Consider the following 17,349-nt stretch of genomic DNA (forward strand, 5'->3'; position numbering starts at 1 on the left):
AGCATAATCAGCTTTTGCCAGATATCCACTGACGCCTACGCCTTGACCCAACGCTGCCGGCTCCAAGCACTCAACCAGTCGACCATGAACACCAACACCAGCATCGCCAGGATCACCGTGCTGGCCTGCGCCTCCTGAAACAGGCTGAGGCTGACATAGAGCATCTGCCCGAGCCCGCCGGCACCGACAAACCCCAGCACACTGGCCATGCGGATGTTGTTTTCCCAGCGGTACAGGATGTACGCGAGCAACTGCGGCGCGAGGTTCGGCAAGGTGCCGTAGCAGAAGGCCAGGAGCGGATTGCCGCCCTGCAAACGAATGGCTTCCGCCGGTTGCGGCGGAGTGTTTTCCAGCGCTTCGGCGAACAGTCGACCGAGCACGCCGGTGGTGTGCAAGGCGAGGGCGAGTGTGCCCGCGTTGGGGCCAAGGCCGGCGGCGAGCACCATCAATGCCGCCCAGACCAGTTCCGGAATGGCCCGCAAGGCGTTCAGCAGCAACCGCGAAACGCTTTGCAGCGGCCAGCCGAAACGTCCGGCGGCCGGCAAGGCGATCAGGATGCCGGCCATGGCCGCGAGCAAGGTGCCGAGGGCCGACATCGCCAGGGTTTCCATCGAGCCGTGGACGATGGCTTTGAGGTAGTCAGCGCTCAAGTCCGGGCTGAGAAAGCGCTGTATGTACGCGCCCATCTGCTTGAGGCTGTTGGTGCTGCCCAGTTCTTCCAGGTCCAGGCCCAGATACGTGAACGAGGCGACGACGGCGACCGCGATGGCGCCGATCAGCAGCAGGTTGATCAGGCGATTCATGTCAGCCTCCAGCGCAGCAAACGGCTGAGTTGATCGGCGCCGAGCACCAGCAGCAGAAACGTCAGCAACATGCTGGCGACTTCACCGCCCGCAAACATACGGATCGACAAATCGATTTGCTGCCCCAAGCCCCCGGCACCGACAAACCCCATCACCACTGAAGCACGGATCGCACATTCCCAGCGATACACCGTGTAGGAAAGCAGTTCCGCGCCGACATTGGGCAGCGTGCCGTAGGCAAATGCCGCCAGCCGACCACTGCCGGCCTGCAACAGCGCGTGCGTCGGGCGTTGATTGGTGGATTCGAAGATCTCTGCGTAGACCTTGCCGAGCATGCCGCTGTAAGTGATGGCAATGGCCAGCACACCCGCCGCCGGGCCGAGGCCGACCGCTCGTACAAACAGCAGCGCCCAGACGATTTCCGGCACGCTGCGCAGGAAAATCAACACACCGCGAACCGGCCAGCGCAGCAGACGCCCGAAACGGCTGGGCACGCCGCCGCGCGAGGCGGCGGACAGCGACAGGGCGCGGCTGGCGATCAGGCTGGCCGGCACGGCCAACAACAACGCCAAAGCCATCCCCGCCGTGGCAATCGCCAGGGTTTGCAGGGTGGCTTTGAGCAGTATTTGCAGAAACGCTTCGTCATGCGCTGGCGGCCAGAACTGCGCAACAAAGCGGCCCATTTCGTTCTGACTACCCGGCAACAGCACGCCCAGATTCAGTTCACTGAGCTGAATGCCCGGCCACAGCAAGGCAATGGCCAGCAGCGTCAGAACCAGGCGAGGCCACGCCGCCGGATCCCGTGAATCGGCCTTCAGCATCGTGGAATCTGCACAGTCAGGGGCGCTACCGCAGCGGTCGGCGATTGCAGTTTTTCGTTGGCGTACAGCGCGTCGAGCATCTCGGGGCTGACTTGCCCGGACGGGCTGTCGAAGAGAATCTGCCCGTCACGCAAACCGATGACTCGGGGAAAGTGCGACAACGCCAGATCCACCGCGTGCAGGCTCGCCACCAGGGTGACGTTGTGCTCACGGGCATGTCTGGAGAGGATCGACAACGTGTGCCCGGCCATGACCGGGTCCATCGCCGACACGGGCTCATCGGCCAAGAGAATCTCCGGCGCCTGATACAGCACGCGGGCGATGCCGACACGTTGCAGTTGGCCGCCGGACAGTTGCTGGCAATGGGCGAACAGTTTGTCGCCCAGATCCAGTCGCGCCAACGCCGCACGGGCACCAGCGACATCCAGCGGATGCAGCAGGTTCAACAGACTTTTACCCAGACTCCACTGGCCGAGCATGCCGGCCAGCACCGCCGTGACCACGCGCTGGCGCGGTGGAATGGGCGGTGCCTGATGCACCAGGCCGATACGCGCACGCAGGCGTTGGCGTTGGCGGGCGGACAAGTGCCAGGCGCGTTCACCGAGCACTTCAATTTCACCGCTGCTGGGCCGCAACGCGGTGGCCAGCAGGTTGAGCAGACTCGATTTGCCGGCCCCGGACGGGCCAATGATCGCGACCTGTTCGCCAGCGCCGATCTGCAAGTCGACACCGCGCAGGGCGTCGACTCCATTGGCGTGGCGCAAGCCGCCCTGGTTGAGGCTCAGGGTCATTTCAGCAGTTCGGCGGCGCGGGCGGCTTCCTCGATGCCCTTGTAATTTTCAGGCTTGGTGTCGATGAACCGGCTGGCGGCCTGCAGATCGAGAATCTTCTTCTGCTCAGGGTTGGCCGGGTCGAGAGCGAGGAAGGCTTTTTTGATCTTCGCCGCGAGCGCCGGATCAAGGGTGCCGCGCACGGTCCAGTTGTAATCGAAATAGGTCGGGGTGGTGGCGAAGACTTTGACCTTGTTTGTGTCGACCTTGCCGGCGTCGACCAGTTTCTGCCAGACGCTGGCGTTGAGCACACCGGCGTCAACTTTGCCGGCCTGCACCCAAGCGACGGTGGCGTCGTGGGCGCCGGAATAGGCGACACGGCTGAAATAGGCTTCAGGCTTGATGTTGTCGTTCTTCAGCATGAAATAGCGCGGCATCAAACTGCCCGACGTCGACGAGACGGAACCGAAGGCGAAGGTCTTGCCTTTGAGGTCGGCGAGGCTATGCACGTTCGGGTCAGCGGTGATGAATTTGCTGGTGAACTGCGCATCCTGCTCACGCTGTACCAGCGGGATCACTGGGGTGGTGGCGTCGGTTTTCAAACGCGCCTGCACGAAGGTGAAGCCACCGAGCCAAGCCATGTCGAGGCGATCGGTCGCCAGTGCTTCTACCACCGCCGGATAATCGGCCACCGGGACGAACTGCACTTTCATGCCTAGTTGCTGCTCCAGATAAGCACCCAGCGGTTCGAACTTGCGCAGCAGTTCGGTCGGGGCTTCATCGGGAATCGCGCTGACGCGCAGTACGTCGGCGGCTTGTGCAGCCAGTGCAGAAAAAGACAGGGCCAGGCCGGCGGTCAGTGCCAGGGTTCGTTTGAACATGGAAATCTCCGTTTCAGGGGCGTCGATAGAGCTGAAATGACGGGGTGAGGCGCAAACTCAGGGTAGACGAATCGGCGAGGTTATACGTATTCACACGCGCAAAGGCCAGCGCCATCGAGAAGAGGGCGGCGCGATTATGGGGGATGCAGCTTTTGACGAGCGCAAAGAAACTGTTACTGCGGTATTCCGTGCTGTGACAAAGGCAAGGTCTCTGCCTATTCTCCATGACACTCTCAACGTGGCAGCACCCACTCACTGTGTCCCGCCCATCACCAGAAGTTTCGTTCATGGATCAAGCGTTACTCAGATCATTAATTGTCCGGAAGTGGAAATCCGCGCTACGGGTGACGGGATGAAGCGTTCCCGGCCGATGCCGATCGACCTGCGCGGACTGATACTACTGTTTGTACTGTTATCGGTCGTGGCGACCCTGTGCAACAGCCTTTATGTCGCCTATCGCGTGCAGCGCGAGGCCCTGATTCACTCGGCGCTGGAGGCTAACGCTGCCTACGCGGCGAAAGTCGCGTCCAGCATCGCCGAGTTTCTGGGGGCGGCGCACAATCATTTGAGTTACAGCGCGACCGTGCTGGCCGAACATTGGGGGGAGCCTGAGGCGTTGCGCAGGGAAGCCACGCGCCTGCAGGCGCAGGATACCGACTTCAACTCGGTGGCGATTCTGGATGCCAGCGGTCAAGTCCTTCAGGCGTATCCGCAAAGCCTGCAGATTGTCGGTGCCACACTGCAATCGCAGGGTATTCAGCAAGCGCTCAAGGAGCGCCGGCCCCTGGTCAGTGAGGTGTATGTGTCCTCGGCAGGGAACCTGGTGGTGTTCGTTTCGCAACCGGTATTCAGCTCCTCAGGCACATTTCTCGGGATCGTCGGCGGCTCTGTCTATTTGCTTGAGCAAAGCGCTTTTCACACCATTATCAGTCGCCACTTTCACCACGATGGCACGTTCGCGTTCGTGGCCGATGGCAACCGGCGGCTGTTGTATCACCCGGACGCGAAGCGGATCGGCGAAGTCCTGGGCTGGAGCCTTACGGTAGACGCCGCTTTGCGCGGTGAGAGCGGAACCTTGCAGGGTGACAACTACAAAGGCGTGCCGATGCTCGCCGGTTACGCCCGGGTGCCGGATGCCAATTGGGCGGTGGTGGTGCAGCGACCTCGCGAGCGCAGCCTTGCCCCGTTGGGGCAACTGATGCGCGACATGGTCGTCGGGATGGTGCCAGCGGGCCTGTTCGGCCTCGCGCTGATCCTCGTTGTAGCGACGCTGATTGCTCGGCCGCTGCGGCAGTTGTCGGCGGTAGCCGACCAGCTGTCAGCCCCTGACACCACGCAGCGGTTGGATCGGGTGCATGCCTGGTACCGCGACGCCGCCGCGATCCGCCAGGCGATGCTGGCTGGTGTGCAGTTGCTGCAACAGAAACTTGGCCAGCTTAGCCATGAAGCGCAAAGTGATCCCCTCACAGGCCTGGCCAATCGGCGCGCCATGGCTGCATCTCTGGAGTTGCTGGATCAGGCCGGGCAGGGGTATGCGGTGCTGGCGCTGGACATCGATCATTTCAAACGCGTCAACGACACCTTTGGACATGACGCTGGCGACGTTGCCCTGAAAAGCGTTGCCGACATCCTCAAACAGAACTCGCGTTCGGGCGATCTTGCGTGCCGTTCCGGTGGCGAAGAGTTCGCGCTGATTCTTCCTGACGCCTCTCTGGAGACCGCGCGATTGATCGCACAGAGAATCCGCGCGCACCTCGAGGAAACCGAGGTGCCGCAGGTGGGAAGGTTGACGATGTCCATCGGTGTGGCGTGTCGCGATGCGGACGCTGCGACAGCGGCAAGCGTCTTGAAACTCGCGGACGAGCGGCTCTATGCCGCCAAACAAAACGGGCGCAACAGGGTGGTATGAATGGCCGAATCGCTCTGTCAGGCCGCGTCGGGCAACCTGGCAATCACCTTGATCTCGAAATCAAACCCATACAGCCACGTCACGCCAACAGCGGTCACGGTCGGGTGCGGTGCATCGCCCCAGAATTCCGTCAGCACGACATCCCAGATCGTTTCGAATTTCGACTGTGGGTCAACGATGAACACGGTGACATCGACCACGTCGTCGAAGCTGCCTCCGGCTTCCTCAAGGATTGCATTGAGGTTGGTGAAGGCCTGACGCACCTGATTTTTCAGGTCCGGCTCGGGCGTGCCGTCCTCGGTGCTGCCGACTTGCCCGGAGACAAACAGAAAACCGTTGGAGCGGATGGCCGGCGAGTAACGATGGCGCTCGTACAAGGTGCGGCGGGCGGGTGGAAAAACAACATCGCGCTGAGTCATGGGAGTGTCTCCTTCAGTTGAGTTGATGGAGTCACTGTAGGTATTTGCAGGCGAGTGATAAACGCGCAAGCTTGGCGCTCACTGTTTGTGAATCCCAAACAATCGAGGCGCGAACATTGGACCGATTCGATGCAATGCAGGCCTTCGCGCGGGTGGTCGAGGCGGGAAGCTTCACCAAAGCGGCGGAAACCCTGCACATGAGCAAAACCACCGTGACCCAGTTGGTGCAGCAACTGGAAGCGCGCTTGCGCGTGAAGTTGCTCAACCGCACCACGCGCAAGGTCAACGTCACGGCTGACGGTGCCGCTTACTACGAGCGCGTGATCAAGTTGCTGGCAGACCTAGACGAAGCCGAAACCAGCCTGCCCGGTGCGGCGGCGGTGCCCGCTGGCCGATTGCGGGTCGACGTGCCGAGCCCGTTGGCGCGGCTGATCCTGATTCCCGCATTGCCCGACTTTCACGCGCGCTATCCGCACATCCAGATCGACATGGGCGTCAGCGATCGCATCGTCGACATCATTGATGAGAACGTCGATTGCGTAGTGCGTGGCGGTGAATTACTCGATCAATCGTTGATGGCGCGCAAGGTCGCTGATCTGCCGTTGGGCGTGTTTGCCGCACCGGCGTATCTGGCTCGCGCCGGAATACCTGTGCATCCACGAGAACTCGAAGATTCTCATCATCGAGTGGTCGGGTTCCTTTGGGCGCGCACCGGCAAACCGCTGCCTTACACCTTGCACAACGCCACGGAAAATCTGCAGATAAAAGGTCGTCACGTGCTGGCGGTTGACGACGGTAACGCCTATTTGGCGGCGGGTCTGGCCGGTATGGGCGTGCTGTGGCTGCCCAAATACATGTCCGCCGCCCACGAAGCAGTCGGCGAGCTGGTGCCGCTGTTCGAAGGCTGGCAACTGGAGTCGATGCCGCTCTACGTCGCGTATCCACCGAATCGGCACGTCAGTCTGAAGTTGCGAGTGTTTATTGATTGGGTAGTGGAGTTGATGTCGCATTAGAAAGGTGGTGCGCTTATTGCTTCCCAGCGCGGTAATGCCGTCAAAAAACCAACTCGAGCGGCGACTTGAAAGCGTGCAGTGATGAGATGCATGACTTTCGAACCCAGGAGCTTCCCTTGCAATGAATATGTACATCGATATTGTCGGCGCCTGTAACCTGAGCTGCCCCTCTTGCCCAATGGGCAACTCGGAAAATCTCAACTTCAAAAAAGCCATGCAGATCGACATGTTCAAACAGATCGTCGAAAAGGCCCGCACAGAAGGGGTCAAGACGATCTATCTGTACAACTGGACTGAGCCTTTGGTTCACCCGAAAATTGGCGAATTCATCGAGATCATCAACGCCGCCGGTATGGGCAGCGGTATCAGTACCAACCTCAATCTTGCCAAGAATATGGAAAAGGCCTTGTTGGCCGAGCCGGGTTATTTCCGTATTTCGCTGTCAGGCTTCTATCAGGAAACCTACAAAAAGGGCCATGTAGGCGGTGATATCGAAGTTGTAAAACAGAACATGATTGCGCTGCACGAGATCAAGCAGCGACTGGGTTTGAATACCCGTGTCGACGTCTACTATCACCGCTACCTCGATAACATCGAAGAGGAAGCGCTGATGCGTGAGTTCAGCGAGCGCCTCGGCTTCAAGTTCACCACCGGTTATTCGGTGATGATGCCGCTGGAGAAAACCCTGGCGATTATCGAGCGCGACCCTTCAGTCACCGATACCGATTATGAAACCTTGAAAAGACTGGCTCTGCCGCCCTATGACGATATTGTCAATGTCGCCCAGCAGTACCCTCAGCAAGATTGCCTGCTCAAAGATGACTGGCTGGTGATCGACTGTAACGGCAACACGATCTTGTGCTGCACGATCTTCAATCAGAGCGAATATCAGGTCGGCAAGTACCTCGATATGCCGGTTGCGGAACTGATGCAGCGTAAAAACACGCAGAAAAACTGCGTCGACATGTGCAGCCGCTGCGCCAAGAAGGGCATGCATATCTACTCGATGTTCCCCAACCAAGGGGTGCTGGAGCGACATGCAGTCAATCGCATCATTGACTTCGAGAATCTCAGCAGCATGGGATTTGCCGTGGACAGCGAGTTACTGGGGCGTACGGGCGAAGTCAGTGCTGAAAACTTCGACGAGGCCCAGTATTTCCGATTGAACGAGGATGTGAGGCGCGCAGTGTCCACCGGTGAATTCTCAAGTGGTTACCAGCACTACGTGCTTCACGGTCGACTGGAGGGAAGATTGGGCGCTGGCGTGTTCTCGGTGGTTTGATCAGGACTCAGATTGGCTGACAACCAAGCGGTAAAGCTTTTCGCCAGCGGATCATGCTCACTGTCGCGATGGGTCAGCAACGCCCAGTTCGGCCCGCGGATGGTGTCCTCCACCAGCGCTTGCAACACGCCGTCAGCCCGCGCCTGACGGCTGAGCAATTGACTGACCAGCGCAATGCCAAGCCCGGAACACGCAGCGTCGAGCAGCAGGCCGGGATCAGAGAAATTCAGGCCCTGATCCTGCTGACCGACGTCGATTCCGGCTTCGACTGCCCAATGGCTCCAATCCATTTCCCGCTCACCATGCAAGGTGGTGCGCTGTGCTGCCGGCAAGGCTGAAACCCTCGGGTGGCACGCGGGATACAGACGATCGGCATGCAGCACTTTGAAGCTGCATTCGGCCTGGGAACTGATGTCGTCACGCACGGCGATGTCGATGGTTTGCGTGGCCATGTCCGGCACTTCATCGGTGCTGTAGATCCACAGATCAACGTCCGGATGTTGCGCGCGAAAGTCCGCCAGTCGCGGCAGCAACCAGTGGCGGGCGAACGCCGGTGTGGTGTTGAGCACCAGTTGATTGGGCTTCTGATACTGGCCTAAACGCCGAATCCCCACGGCCAGTTGCTGCAGCATTGCTTGCGTGGTGCTGAGCAAATCGTGGCCGGCATCGGTGAGGGTCACGCTGCGCCCACTGCGGAAAAACAGCGGTTGCTCCAGATACGCTTCAAGGCTGCGGATCTGCTGACTGATCGCCGATTGCGTGAGGCTCAACTCTTGCGCCGCCTTGTGAAAACTGCCGAGGCGGGCGGCGGCTTCAAAGCCGCGCAGTGAGCTGAGCGGCGGCCAGTGTTTAAGCATATCGATAAGCTCCTCTAATCAGTTATCCGCAAAATCCATCGTTTGTCTGCCGTTTTCAGGGCTCGTAGCATAAGCGCATTGAACACAACGGCTTAACTGACGAGGCTTATCATGCAGCACACCGACAATAAAAACAGCGCCTGGATGATGCCGGCAGAGTGGGTGACCCATGCCGCGACGTGGATGGTCTGGCCGCACAACAAAACCTTGTGGGAGTCGGGATGGCGCGTGACCTTGGCGCAGGTACAGGAAGATTTCGCTCGAGTCGCCAACGCCATCGCCCGTTTCGAACCGGTGAAACTGGTGGTCGACCCATCGGCCATCGCCAGCGCCAAAGCCCTGTGCGGGCCGAACATCGAGCTGATTGCCCTGGCCGTGAATGACAGTTGGTGCCGCGACTCCGGCCCGACCTTTGTCTGCCATCCGCAAAAGGGTTTGGCCGGTGTGAGCTGGCGCTTCAACGCCTGGGGCGGCAAGTCGGCCCATGATCTGGATGAAAGCCTGGCGCGCCGTGCGCTCAATCACCTCGGCCTGGAATGCTTCGGCACGCCGCTGAGCAACGAGGGCGGGGCGATTCACGTTGACGGCGAAGGCACGCTGATCACTACCGAATCGGTGCTGCTCAACCCCAATCGCAACCCCGGCATCGGCAAAGCCGAGATGGAAGAAATCTTCAGTCGTTTGCTCGGCGTGAAGAAAACCATCTGGCTGCCGGGCGATCCGGATTACGTCACCGGTGACATGACTGACGGCCACGTCGATGGCGTCTGTGCCTTCGCCCGTCCCGGCGTGTTGCTAGTGGACGCCACCCACGATCATTCGTCGGTGTACGCCGAAGTGGCGCGCGAAAATCGCCGCGCACTGGAACTGGCCACCGACGCCAGCGGGCGCAAATTCGAGCTGATCGAACTGTTCGAAGCCACCGACGCCGTCGACACCGAAGCCGAAGTGTTCTGCGCCTCGTACACCAATTTCTACATCGCCAACGGCGCGATCATCATGCCAGCGTATGGCATCGAGGCTGACAACGTCGCCGCCAAAGTCCTGGAGCAGACCTTCCCCGACCGCGAAGTGGTGCCGGTGCGCATCAATCATCTGGCGCACGGCGGCGGAGGGGTGCATTGCATCACGCAACAGCAGCCTGCCTGGCCGGTGAGAGGTTGAAGCCATGACGATTTTGACCATCGCCGCTACGCAGATGCCGTGCACCTGGGATCTGCCGGGCAACCTTGATCGCGCCGAGCAGCTCGTGCGCGAAGCGGCGCAGCAGGGCGCGCAAGTGATCCTGTTGCAGGAGCTGTTCGCCACGCCGTACTTCTGCATCGAGCAAAGCCACAAACACATGGCGTTGGCCGAGGAATATCGCGACAGCCGTGTGCTCGCGCGCTTCGCCGCGCTGGCCCGTGAACTGGGCGTGGTGTTGCCACTGAGCTGGTTCGAAAAGGCCGGCAACGCGTACTTCAATTCGCTGAGCGTGGCCGATGCCGACGGGCGTCTGTTGGGCGTGTACCGCAAGACGCACATCCCCAACGCCATCGGCTATCAGGAGAAGGAATATTTCAGCCCCGGCGACACCGGTTTCAAAGTCTGGGACACCGCGTTCGGCCGTCTCGGCGTGGGTATCTGCTGGGATCAGTGGTTCCCGGAAACCGCGCGCTGCCTGGCCTTGATGGGCGCCGAAGTGCTGCTGTATCCAACCGCCATCGGCTCGGAGCCGGGCTGCGCGGCGCTGGATTCTCGCGATCACTGGCAGATGACCATGCGCGGTCACGCAGCGGCCAATCTGCTGCCCGTGGTGGCGTCGAACCGCGTCGGTCGAGAAACCGCGACCACCGATTCGAGTCTGCAAATGAGCTTCTACGGCTCGTCGTTCATCAGCGATCACAAGGGCCAATTGCTCGCCACCGCTGACCGCGACAGCAGCGGTGTTTTGCTGCACAGCCTCGATCTGACGGCCATGCGCGAAGAGCGTTTGAGCTGGGGCATCTATCGCGATCGTCGTCCGGACATGTACGGCCCGCTGTTGAGTCAGGACGGTCGCCACCTTCATGCACGCTGGAACACCCAAGGGGTTTGACATGGCTACCCATCACAAACGCTTGCGCGGCGCGATCGGCCTGGCGCTGATCTGCTTGATACCGTCACTGCACGCCGAAGACAAAACCCTGCGACTGTACAATTGGGCCGACTATTTTGCCGAAGACACGCTGAGCCGCTTCACCGCCGAAACCGGAATCAAGGTGATCTACGACGTCATGGACGGCAGCGAAACCCTTGAAGCCAAAATGCTTTCCGGCGGCAGCGGTTACGACCTGATTTTCCCCGGTGACACCGTCGCCGAGCGCTTGATGCGCGCCGGCAGCCTGATGCCGCTGGATCAATCGCAGTTGACCGAACTGGCCGACATCGAACCCGGTTTGCAGAAGCTGCGCGGCCATTACGAGCACTCCAGCAAAGCCACGGTGCCTTATACCTGGGGCACCATCGGCCTGACCTACAACGAAGAGCAGATCAAACAACGCATGGCCGATGCACCGGTCAACAGCCTCGACATGCTGTTCAAACCGGAGCTGGCGGCGAAGTTTGCCGATTGCGGCATCTCGATGATCGACTCGCCGGATGAGGCCTTGGCGGTGGTACTCAATTACCTCGGTCGCGATCCGCGCAGCGGCAAAGCCGAGGATCTCGCCGCCGCCAGTGAATTGCTGATGAAACTGCGTCCGTACATCCGCAAGTTCCAGTCGCAACCGGTGACTGATCTGGTCAACGGCAACCTGTGCCTGTCGTTGGGTTACAGCGGCGACATGACCCAGGCCCAGCGCACCTCGGACAGTGCCGGTAAGCACACGAAGTTTCAGTATCGGGTGCCCCGCGAAGGCACCACGGTGTGGATGGACACCATGGCCATTCCCGTCGACGCCAAACACCCGGAATACGCCTATGCATTCATCAACTTCGTCATGCGCCCGGCGAACATGGCGGCGATCAGCAATTTCACCGGCTACCCGACTTCCAATGCCAAGGCGCGGGCGAACGTCGATGCAAGCATGCGCGACAACCCGGATATCTACCTCGACGAGGCGACCTATGCTCGATTGATTGCGGGCAAGGATATTCCCCAGGCCGACATGCGCGCACGCATGCGGACCTGGACCAAATTCAAGACCGCCACTGGCAAATGATTCACGGTCGGCATTCGCGTCGGCCCTCGTTTTTACAGGAATACACAGCATGTCGACTCGTCGTGAGTTCATCAAACAAGTAACGGTTGCCGCGAGTGTTGGCGCTGCATTCATGGGCCTCGGCCTGTCGCCGGGCAACGTGCTCGCCGCCGCGCACGGACGCTGGTTCATGCCCGACGAAGGCGACAAACATGAGCGCGCCTACATCGCCTTCGGCGCGCAAGACGCGATCTGGGAAGACTTCACCGAAGACGTCCAGGAAGCCCTCGGCCGTATCGCCCGTGCCATCGCCCGTTATGAGCCGGTCACGGTGTTCTGCCGCAAGAACGAACGCAGTATTGCCGAAGCATTCTGCGGCACGCGCAACATCACCTACGTCACCGCCGCGCTCGATGACATCTGGATGCGCGACATCGGCGCCAACTTCGTCATCGACGACAAGGGTGGTCTCGGCGCGGTGGACTTCAACTTCAACGGTTGGGGTGGCAAACAGCAGCACGGTAAAGACTCGAAGATCGCCGCACGGGTCGCCGACGACGCGCAAGCCACTTACATTCGCACCGAGTTGGTGGGCGAGGGCGGCGGCATCGAAGTCGACGGCCACGGCACCGGGATCATGACCGAAAGCAGCTGGATCAACGCCAACCGCAACCCTGACTGGAGCAAGGCTGACGTCGAAGCGGAACTGAAAGAACGCCTCGGCCTGCGCAAAATCATCTGGTTGCCGGGGATCAAGAACAAGGACATCACCGATGCCCACGTCGATTTCTACGCACGCTTCATCAGGCCCGGCGTGGTGATCGCCAACCTCGACACCGATCCTGAATCCTACGATCACAAGGTCACTTTGGCGCACCTGGAAATCCTCAAGAACGCCACCGACGCTGACGGTCGCAAACTGCAGGTCCACACGATTTCGCCGCCACTCAAGCCGCGCAACAGCAAGTTCAACCAGGACAACCCGGACTTCGCCGCCGGTTACATCAATTACTTCGTGATAAACGGTGCGATCATCGCCCCGGAATTCGGCGACAAAGCGGCAGACAAAAAGGCGTTCGATCTGCTCTCGCAGTTGTATCCGCAGCGCGAAATCGTCCAGCTCAACATCGATGCGATTGCCGCTGGTGGGGGTGGAATCCACTGCGTCACCAGCCATCAACCGCAGGCGTGATTGACTCTGACGCGGATCAAGCCAACTATCGGCGCATAACAACAGACCGATGGACTCGAACTTGATCGAACGACGCCAATTCAGCGGAGGCATGAAGGGGAAAAACCTCCGCTATCTGAATGAACACAGCGCTGCTGACCCGCTGTTGACCCGCACCGGTTTTCTGCTACTGGAACACTTTTCACTGCCAGCGTTTACCCAGGCGCTGGACACGGTGGTCACCACTAATTTGCTGCGCCCGGGATTGTTTTCCTCGCGCACGTTTGGTTTGGGCGACGGTGAAGTTATCAGTGATCTGGGGCTGGTCATCCGCCCCGATGCACGGCTTGATCTGTCTGCGCTTGATCAACTGGATCTGCTGGTGGTGTGCGGCGGTTATCGCACCGAGTTGCGCGCCAGTGACGAATTCATCCATTTGCTCAAGGCTGCGGCGGAGCGCGGTATCAGCCTGGCCGGGTTGTGGAACGGTTCGTGGTTCCTCGGCCGTGCCGGATTGCTCGACGGCTATCGCTGCGCGATCCACCCGGAACACCGCCCGGCACTGACTGAAATCGCCAAAACCACCCACGTCAGCAGCGAACCCTACGTGATCGACCGCGACCGCCTCACGGCGTCGAGCCCGTCCGGGGCGTTTCACATGGCGCTGGACTGGATCAAGAGCCTGCACGGCAAAGCCTTGGTCGAAGGCATCGAAGACATCCTCGCCTTTGAGGAATCGCGCTATCGACGAATCAAACCGGACGAGAACATCTGCGTCAGTGCGCCGTTGCGGGAAGTGGTGAAACTGATGGACGCCAACCTGGAGGAACCGCTGGAGCTGGAGCAACTCGCGGTGTATGCCGGTCGCTCTCGGCGACAGTTGGAGCGCTTGTTCAAAGAGCAGCTCGGCACCACGCCGCAGCGGTATTACCTGGAACTGCGGATTACCGAAGCGCGGCGTTTGTTGCAGCACACTGAGTTGTCACAGGTGGAAGTGCTGGTGGCTTGCGGGTTTGTTTCGCCGAGTCATTTCAGCAAGTGCTACAGCTCGTATTTCGGCTACAGGCCTTCCAAAGAAAAACGGCTGGTGAAATAGGGTCAGCCGTTTACCGAAGGGTTCTTAAACACCCATGCGCACACGCGTTTAAGTTACACGCACTGTTACGCCATAACGGCTACAACACCTTGCGCCGTTGCCTACGCGTACGCCAGAATCCGCCGGCTTACGCGCCTTGAGGCGGGCTGTATCGTTTCCCGGTCACTGCAAAACAGTGATCGGGTTTGGTAGCCCGTTTCTCGACAACCGTATGGCGCCACACCTTATGCAGTCTCTTTTTTGGGGCTCAGTTTTTATATGGTGGCCATGCGTGGGGCCCTTTCGGGGGCGCCGGGTTTTTCCTGTCTTGACCGGTCTACCAACCCACGTGTGGCCGCCACCCTTCGTTTGGTAGCGAAAGTGACGGCTCTTCAATTCTTTCAAGACAACGAGTCCTTTATGTTCAAAGTCACGCCAAACCCGCCAGAAACCGATCCAATCCCCTACGACGCTTCGCTCGAACCTCAGAACATCAAAGAGGCCACCGAACGCGCGATCAACTTCTACCTCAGTCCCGGCTCGCAGAAGCTCTCGATACCGAACCGCAAGAGCGGCAGGATCTACGTTATCGACCCCACGGTGGATAACGAGACGTTGCTGGTCGAGGCGTCTGAAACCTTGTCTTCCGCCAGTGACATGGCGCGTGAGCTGGCTGATTCGATCGACAGTTCCCAGCGCAAGAAGATGCTGATCCTGCAACAGGTGATCATGCTCAGTGAGCTGGTGGTCGGTCGAGTGCTGGATAACCAGCGCTTGCCGCACTAGTTGCGCTGCAGATGAGTGAGGGGGGCGTGCCTCCCTCATTGCACAGAGGCGTCGATGATCGCGACGCCTCACACCTTCTATCAAAGAACCTTCTTGTCTGGAGTTTCAGCTGATGTCACCGCTACCCGAACCGCCGGTCACCGATCCGGCATCGCCTTACGTATCACCTCATTCAAGAAAGCTCCACGACGCGGCAGAACGAGCCCTTGACCATTACCTTCTGCCTGCCGCGATCATGGCCGAGCCCTATACGGCCAGCACGCTGTTCATGGTCAATCCGCAATCGGACGCTGAATCTTTGCTGACCAATGCCAGCGGATCGTTGGCGTCCGCCACGGTCATGCTCGGTAATTTTGCCGGGGTACTGGAAGGCTCAAACCGCCAGACTCTGCTGGGCATTGCGCAAGTGGTGATGTTGGGAGAGTTGGCGGTGAACAAGGCGTTGGATCTTGTGGTGCCAACCGATTGATCGCGCACATCAGGCGGGGTTGAGGGTGTCTGGTCAGGCGTGATCGCGAGCAGGCTCACTCCTACATTTGAAATGCGTTCCCCCTGTAGGAGTGTGCCTGCTCGCGATGGCGTCCGTTCAGGCAAGCATCTGTAAAACGGGACCATCCCTCAAGCCTCAATCCCACCCTCAAATAATCAAGCAGTCAGCCTTCGCGGCTGACTGCTTTTTTGTTTCTACAGATGGTCGGCGTCGATCACAGCCTTGGCAAACGCCTGCGGGTCTTCCTGCGGCAGGTTGTGGCCGATGCCGCCGTTGATCAAGCGGAACTGGTACTTGCCGGTAAAGCGCTTTGCGTAGTCCTCCGGCGCCGGGTGCGGCGCACCGTTGGCGTCGCCTTCAAGGGTGATGGTCGGCACGCTGATCGACGGTGCGGTGGCGAGTTTCTGCTCCAGCGCTGCGTATTTCGCCTCGCCTTGCACCAGGCCCAGGCGCCAGCGGTAGTTGAACACGGTGATGTCGACGTGATCCGGGTTCTGCAACGCCTTGGCGCTGCGGTCAAAAGTGGCGTCGTCGAACTTCCACTGCGGTGAAGCGGTTTGCCAGATCAGTTTGGCGAAATCGTGGGTGTTCTTCTCGTAACCGGCGCGGCCACGGTCAGTCGCAAAGTAGAACTGATACCACCACTGCAATTCAGCCTTGGGCGGCAGCGGGTTTTGCCCGGCGGCCTGATTGCCGATCAGGTAACCACTGACCGAGACCAGCGCCTTCACCCGTTCCGGCCACAGCGCCGAGACGATGTCCGCCGAGCGCGCGCCCCAGTCATAACCGCCGAGCACCGCTTGCTTGATCTTCAGCGCATCCATGAAATCGATCACATCACTGGCCAGCGCCGCCGGTTGGCCGTTGCGCAAGGTGTCTTTGGAGAGGAACTGCGTATCGCCATAACCGCGTGCATACGGCAACAACACCCGATAACCCTTGGCCGCGAGCAACGGCGCGACGTCGTCGTAGCTGTGAATGTCGTAGGGCCAGCCGTGCAGCAGGATCACCACCGGGCCGTCAGCGGGACCGGTTTCGGCGTAGGCCACGTCAAGGACGCCAGCCTTCACATGCTTCAACGGGCCAAAGGGCGAGGGCGCGGAATAGCTGACGGCCGCAGGTTCCACGGCTTGCGCCTGAACGCTAGCGACAGCGCCGAACAACGACAACGCCAGAATCGACAAACCGAACGCGGTGTTGCGGGTGTGCAGTGCCTTTTTCATGGTGACGTCTCCTGTGTACCTTTGGCCGAGGGGTCTTCGTGAACCCTTGAAACCTTGGGTGCATTTGAGCGTGGGGACGTATCCGGGCTGTGTCGAAAACAGGCGTTGTTGAAAGGCGATGTATCGGTAGGGAGCGAGTACACACTGTGATACATGACGCGTGAGGCGTTGCCGAAGGTGAGCTGCGACCTTCGCGCCTTGCTATTTGGAGCGGCTGCAAAAATATCGTTGTGCCACTATCTTTGAGCTAATCTCTTCTTCGCTCTGTTTTACCGACAAGGACGTTGCGGCGATGACTCTTCATTCCATTTCCAGCACCAGCATGAGTGCGCTGCGGCATTCGCGCGACGAATTGTTTGTCGCCGACATTGTCGCTTGGGCGAAACAGCAGATTGCCTGGGCGCTCGACTCGCGTGATGACCCCGAGTTGACCAGGAGGGCTCGGCTGACAGTCCGGTTCGGGCAGCGCTACGGTGTCGAAGACGAAAATGATCTGGCGCTTTTGTTCGGTGCATTGCATGTTGCGGGGCCAGGTCTGGCACGGGAAGAAGCCTTCCAGCATTCGCTAGGCCATCTGGGTGCAGAGGAGCGGCGACAGTTGCTCTTCGATGTACTGAGTGGAGTTGTCGCGTTCAGCCAGCGTTATGGCGGGTCAAATTGGACACTGACTCTCGGCTAAGGAGTTGCC

General features: G+C 59.9%; 18 protein-coding genes. 11 read left to right on the forward strand and 7 right to left on the reverse strand.

Going from position 1 to position 17,349, the window contains the following annotated elements; translation table 11 throughout:
* Nucleotides 1–35: 35 nt before the first annotated feature.
* Genes phnE through EJA71_RS12695 form a run of 4 tightly spaced genes read right to left on the reverse strand, consistent with a single transcriptional unit; the run spans nucleotide 36 to nucleotide 3,275 of the window.
* Complete coding sequence (gene phnE, locus EJA71_RS12680; RefSeq protein ID WP_158957276.1) at nucleotides 36–803, reverse strand: phosphonate ABC transporter, permease protein PhnE; 768 nt, start codon at nucleotides 801–803, stop codon at nucleotides 36–38.
* The gene (locus tag EJA71_RS12685; protein WP_158957278.1) at nucleotides 800–1,624 is read right to left on the reverse strand and encodes an ABC transporter permease; all 825 of its coding nucleotides are present in this window, start codon (nucleotides 1,622–1,624) and stop codon (nucleotides 800–802) included. Before EJA71_RS12685 ends, phnE begins: the two co-directional genes overlap by 4 nt.
* The gene (locus EJA71_RS12690) at nucleotides 1,618–2,415 is read right to left on the reverse strand and encodes a phosphonate ABC transporter ATP-binding protein (RefSeq protein ID WP_158957280.1); all 798 of its coding nucleotides are present in this window, start codon (nucleotides 2,413–2,415) and stop codon (nucleotides 1,618–1,620) included. The genes EJA71_RS12685 and EJA71_RS12690 overlap by 7 nt, the downstream gene beginning before the upstream one ends.
* Complete coding sequence (locus EJA71_RS12695) at nucleotides 2,412–3,275, reverse strand: putative selenate ABC transporter substrate-binding protein (protein WP_158957282.1); 864 nt, start codon at nucleotides 3,273–3,275, stop codon at nucleotides 2,412–2,414. Before EJA71_RS12695 ends, EJA71_RS12690 begins: the two co-directional genes overlap by 4 nt.
* 352 nt (nucleotides 3,276–3,627) lie before the next feature.
* On the opposite strand from EJA71_RS12695, the gene EJA71_RS12700 reads away from it, so the two are divergent.
* Nucleotides 3,628–5,184 carry a diguanylate cyclase gene (locus EJA71_RS12700; RefSeq protein ID WP_158957284.1) on the forward strand — a complete coding sequence of 519 codons (1,557 nt, stop codon included), beginning with the start codon at nucleotides 3,628–3,630 and terminating at the stop codon, nucleotides 5,182–5,184.
* A gap of 17 nt (nucleotides 5,185–5,201) precedes the next feature.
* Here the strand turns inward: EJA71_RS12700 and EJA71_RS12705 are convergent, their stop codons facing one another.
* Nucleotides 5,202–5,603 carry a RidA family protein gene (locus EJA71_RS12705; RefSeq protein WP_158957286.1) on the reverse strand — a complete coding sequence of 134 codons (402 nt, stop codon included), beginning with the start codon at nucleotides 5,601–5,603 and terminating at the stop codon, nucleotides 5,202–5,204.
* A gap of 116 nt (nucleotides 5,604–5,719) precedes the next feature.
* Between EJA71_RS12705 and EJA71_RS12710 the strand changes: the two genes are divergently transcribed.
* Both EJA71_RS12710 and EJA71_RS12715 read left to right on the forward strand, forming a co-directional pair.
* Entirely contained in the window at nucleotides 5,720–6,616 is an 897-nt protein-coding gene (locus EJA71_RS12710) for a LysR family transcriptional regulator (RefSeq protein ID WP_158957288.1), read from the forward strand.
* 121 nt (nucleotides 6,617–6,737) lie between these two features.
* Nucleotides 6,738–7,898: a radical SAM/SPASM domain-containing protein gene (locus EJA71_RS12715; RefSeq protein ID WP_158957290.1), complete on the forward strand. Its 1,161-nt coding sequence runs from the start codon at nucleotides 6,738–6,740 to the stop codon at nucleotides 7,896–7,898.
* On the opposite strand, the gene EJA71_RS12720 is transcribed toward EJA71_RS12715, so the two are convergent.
* Nucleotides 7,847–8,755, reverse strand: coding sequence for a LysR substrate-binding domain-containing protein (locus EJA71_RS12720; protein WP_158957292.1), 909 nt, complete (start codon nucleotides 8,753–8,755; stop codon nucleotides 7,847–7,849). The genes EJA71_RS12715 and EJA71_RS12720 overlap by 52 nt on opposite strands.
* Nucleotides 8,756–8,866: 111 nt before the next feature.
* On the opposite strand from EJA71_RS12720, the gene EJA71_RS12725 reads away from it, so the two are divergent.
* From EJA71_RS12725 to EJA71_RS12755, 7 genes are all read left to right on the forward strand, one after another.
* Nucleotides 8,867–9,919, forward strand: coding sequence for an agmatine/peptidylarginine deiminase (locus EJA71_RS12725; protein WP_158957294.1), 1,053 nt, complete (start codon nucleotides 8,867–8,869; stop codon nucleotides 9,917–9,919).
* Nucleotides 9,920–9,923: 4 nt separating this feature from the next.
* Complete coding sequence (aguB, locus tag EJA71_RS12730; protein ID WP_158957296.1) at nucleotides 9,924–10,832, forward strand: N-carbamoylputrescine amidase; 909 nt, start codon at nucleotides 9,924–9,926, stop codon at nucleotides 10,830–10,832.
* A gap of 1 nt (nucleotide 10,833) precedes the next feature.
* Nucleotides 10,834–11,937, forward strand: a complete 1,104-nt coding sequence (locus EJA71_RS12735) for an extracellular solute-binding protein (protein ID WP_158957298.1) — start codon at nucleotides 10,834–10,836, stop codon at nucleotides 11,935–11,937.
* Between the two features lie 49 nt (nucleotides 11,938–11,986).
* A complete protein-coding gene (locus tag EJA71_RS12740) occupies nucleotides 11,987–13,108 on the forward strand; it encodes an agmatine/peptidylarginine deiminase (protein ID WP_158957300.1) in 1,122 nt (373 codons plus the stop codon).
* 49 nt (nucleotides 13,109–13,157) lie between these two features.
* Nucleotides 13,158–14,183: a GlxA family transcriptional regulator gene (locus EJA71_RS12745; RefSeq protein ID WP_158957302.1), complete on the forward strand. Its 1,026-nt coding sequence runs from the start codon at nucleotides 13,158–13,160 to the stop codon at nucleotides 14,181–14,183.
* Nucleotides 14,184–14,582: 399 nt separating this feature from the next.
* Nucleotides 14,583–14,948 (forward strand): DUF6124 family protein, encoded by a 366-nt coding sequence (locus EJA71_RS12750; RefSeq protein ID WP_122595685.1) that lies wholly within the window; start codon nucleotides 14,583–14,585, stop codon nucleotides 14,946–14,948.
* Nucleotides 14,949–15,060: 112 nt separating this feature from the next.
* Nucleotides 15,061–15,417: a DUF6124 family protein gene (locus EJA71_RS12755; protein ID WP_158957304.1), complete on the forward strand. Its 357-nt coding sequence runs from the start codon at nucleotides 15,061–15,063 to the stop codon at nucleotides 15,415–15,417.
* Between the two features lie 215 nt (nucleotides 15,418–15,632).
* On the opposite strand, the gene EJA71_RS12760 is transcribed toward EJA71_RS12755, so the two are convergent.
* The gene (locus EJA71_RS12760) at nucleotides 15,633–16,661 is read right to left on the reverse strand and encodes an alpha/beta fold hydrolase (RefSeq protein WP_158957306.1); all 1,029 of its coding nucleotides are present in this window, start codon (nucleotides 16,659–16,661) and stop codon (nucleotides 15,633–15,635) included.
* Nucleotides 16,662–16,953: 292 nt separating this feature from the next.
* Between EJA71_RS12760 and EJA71_RS12765 the strand changes: the two genes are divergently transcribed.
* On the forward strand, nucleotides 16,954–17,340 hold the full coding sequence (locus EJA71_RS12765) for a hypothetical protein (RefSeq protein WP_158957308.1): 387 nt from the start codon (nucleotides 16,954–16,956) through the stop codon (nucleotides 17,338–17,340).
* The last annotated feature ends 9 nt before the right edge of the window (nucleotides 17,341–17,349 follow it).

The sequence above is a fragment of the Pseudomonas sp. PB106 genome (assembly GCF_009764645.1).
Lineage (GTDB): Bacteria > Pseudomonadota > Gammaproteobacteria > Pseudomonadales > Pseudomonadaceae > Aquipseudomonas.

Excerpts from the sequence above, each read along its gene's own strand:
- EJA71_RS12725 (WP_158957294.1), top strand. The coding sequence starts at position 8,867 with ATGCAGCACACCGACAATAAAAACAGCGCCTGGATGATGCCGGCAGAG.
- EJA71_RS12735 (WP_158957298.1), top strand. The coding sequence starts at position 10,834 with ATGGCTACCCATCACAAACGCTTGCGCGGCGCGATCGGCCTGGCGCTG.
- EJA71_RS12685 (WP_158957278.1), bottom strand. The coding sequence starts at position 1,624 with ATGCTGAAGGCCGATTCACGGGATCCGGCGGCGTGGCCTCGCCTGGTT.
- EJA71_RS12690 (WP_158957280.1), bottom strand. The coding sequence starts at position 2,415 with ATGACCCTGAGCCTCAACCAGGGCGGCTTGCGCCACGCCAATGGAGTC.
- EJA71_RS12720 (WP_158957292.1), bottom strand. The coding sequence starts at position 8,755 with ATGCTTAAACACTGGCCGCCGCTCAGCTCACTGCGCGGCTTTGAAGCC.
- EJA71_RS12740 (WP_158957300.1), top strand. The coding sequence starts at position 11,987 with ATGTCGACTCGTCGTGAGTTCATCAAACAAGTAACGGTTGCCGCGAGT.
- EJA71_RS12700 (WP_158957284.1), top strand. The coding sequence starts at position 3,628 with ATGAAGCGTTCCCGGCCGATGCCGATCGACCTGCGCGGACTGATACTA.
- EJA71_RS12760 (WP_158957306.1), bottom strand. The coding sequence starts at position 16,661 with ATGAAAAAGGCACTGCACACCCGCAACACCGCGTTCGGTTTGTCGATT.
- EJA71_RS12695 (WP_158957282.1), bottom strand. The coding sequence starts at position 3,275 with ATGTTCAAACGAACCCTGGCACTGACCGCCGGCCTGGCCCTGTCTTTT.
- EJA71_RS12765 (WP_158957308.1), top strand. The coding sequence starts at position 16,954 with ATGACTCTTCATTCCATTTCCAGCACCAGCATGAGTGCGCTGCGGCAT.
- EJA71_RS12745 (WP_158957302.1), top strand. The coding sequence starts at position 13,158 with ATGGACTCGAACTTGATCGAACGACGCCAATTCAGCGGAGGCATGAAG.
- EJA71_RS12755 (WP_158957304.1), top strand. The coding sequence starts at position 15,061 with ATGTCACCGCTACCCGAACCGCCGGTCACCGATCCGGCATCGCCTTAC.
- aguB (WP_158957296.1), top strand. The coding sequence starts at position 9,924 with ATGACGATTTTGACCATCGCCGCTACGCAGATGCCGTGCACCTGGGAT.
- EJA71_RS12705 (WP_158957286.1), bottom strand. The coding sequence starts at position 5,603 with ATGACTCAGCGCGATGTTGTTTTTCCACCCGCCCGCCGCACCTTGTAC.
- EJA71_RS12750 (WP_122595685.1), top strand. The coding sequence starts at position 14,583 with ATGTTCAAAGTCACGCCAAACCCGCCAGAAACCGATCCAATCCCCTAC.
- phnE (WP_158957276.1), bottom strand. The coding sequence starts at position 803 with ATGAATCGCCTGATCAACCTGCTGCTGATCGGCGCCATCGCGGTCGCC.
- EJA71_RS12715 (WP_158957290.1), top strand. The coding sequence starts at position 6,738 with ATGAATATGTACATCGATATTGTCGGCGCCTGTAACCTGAGCTGCCCC.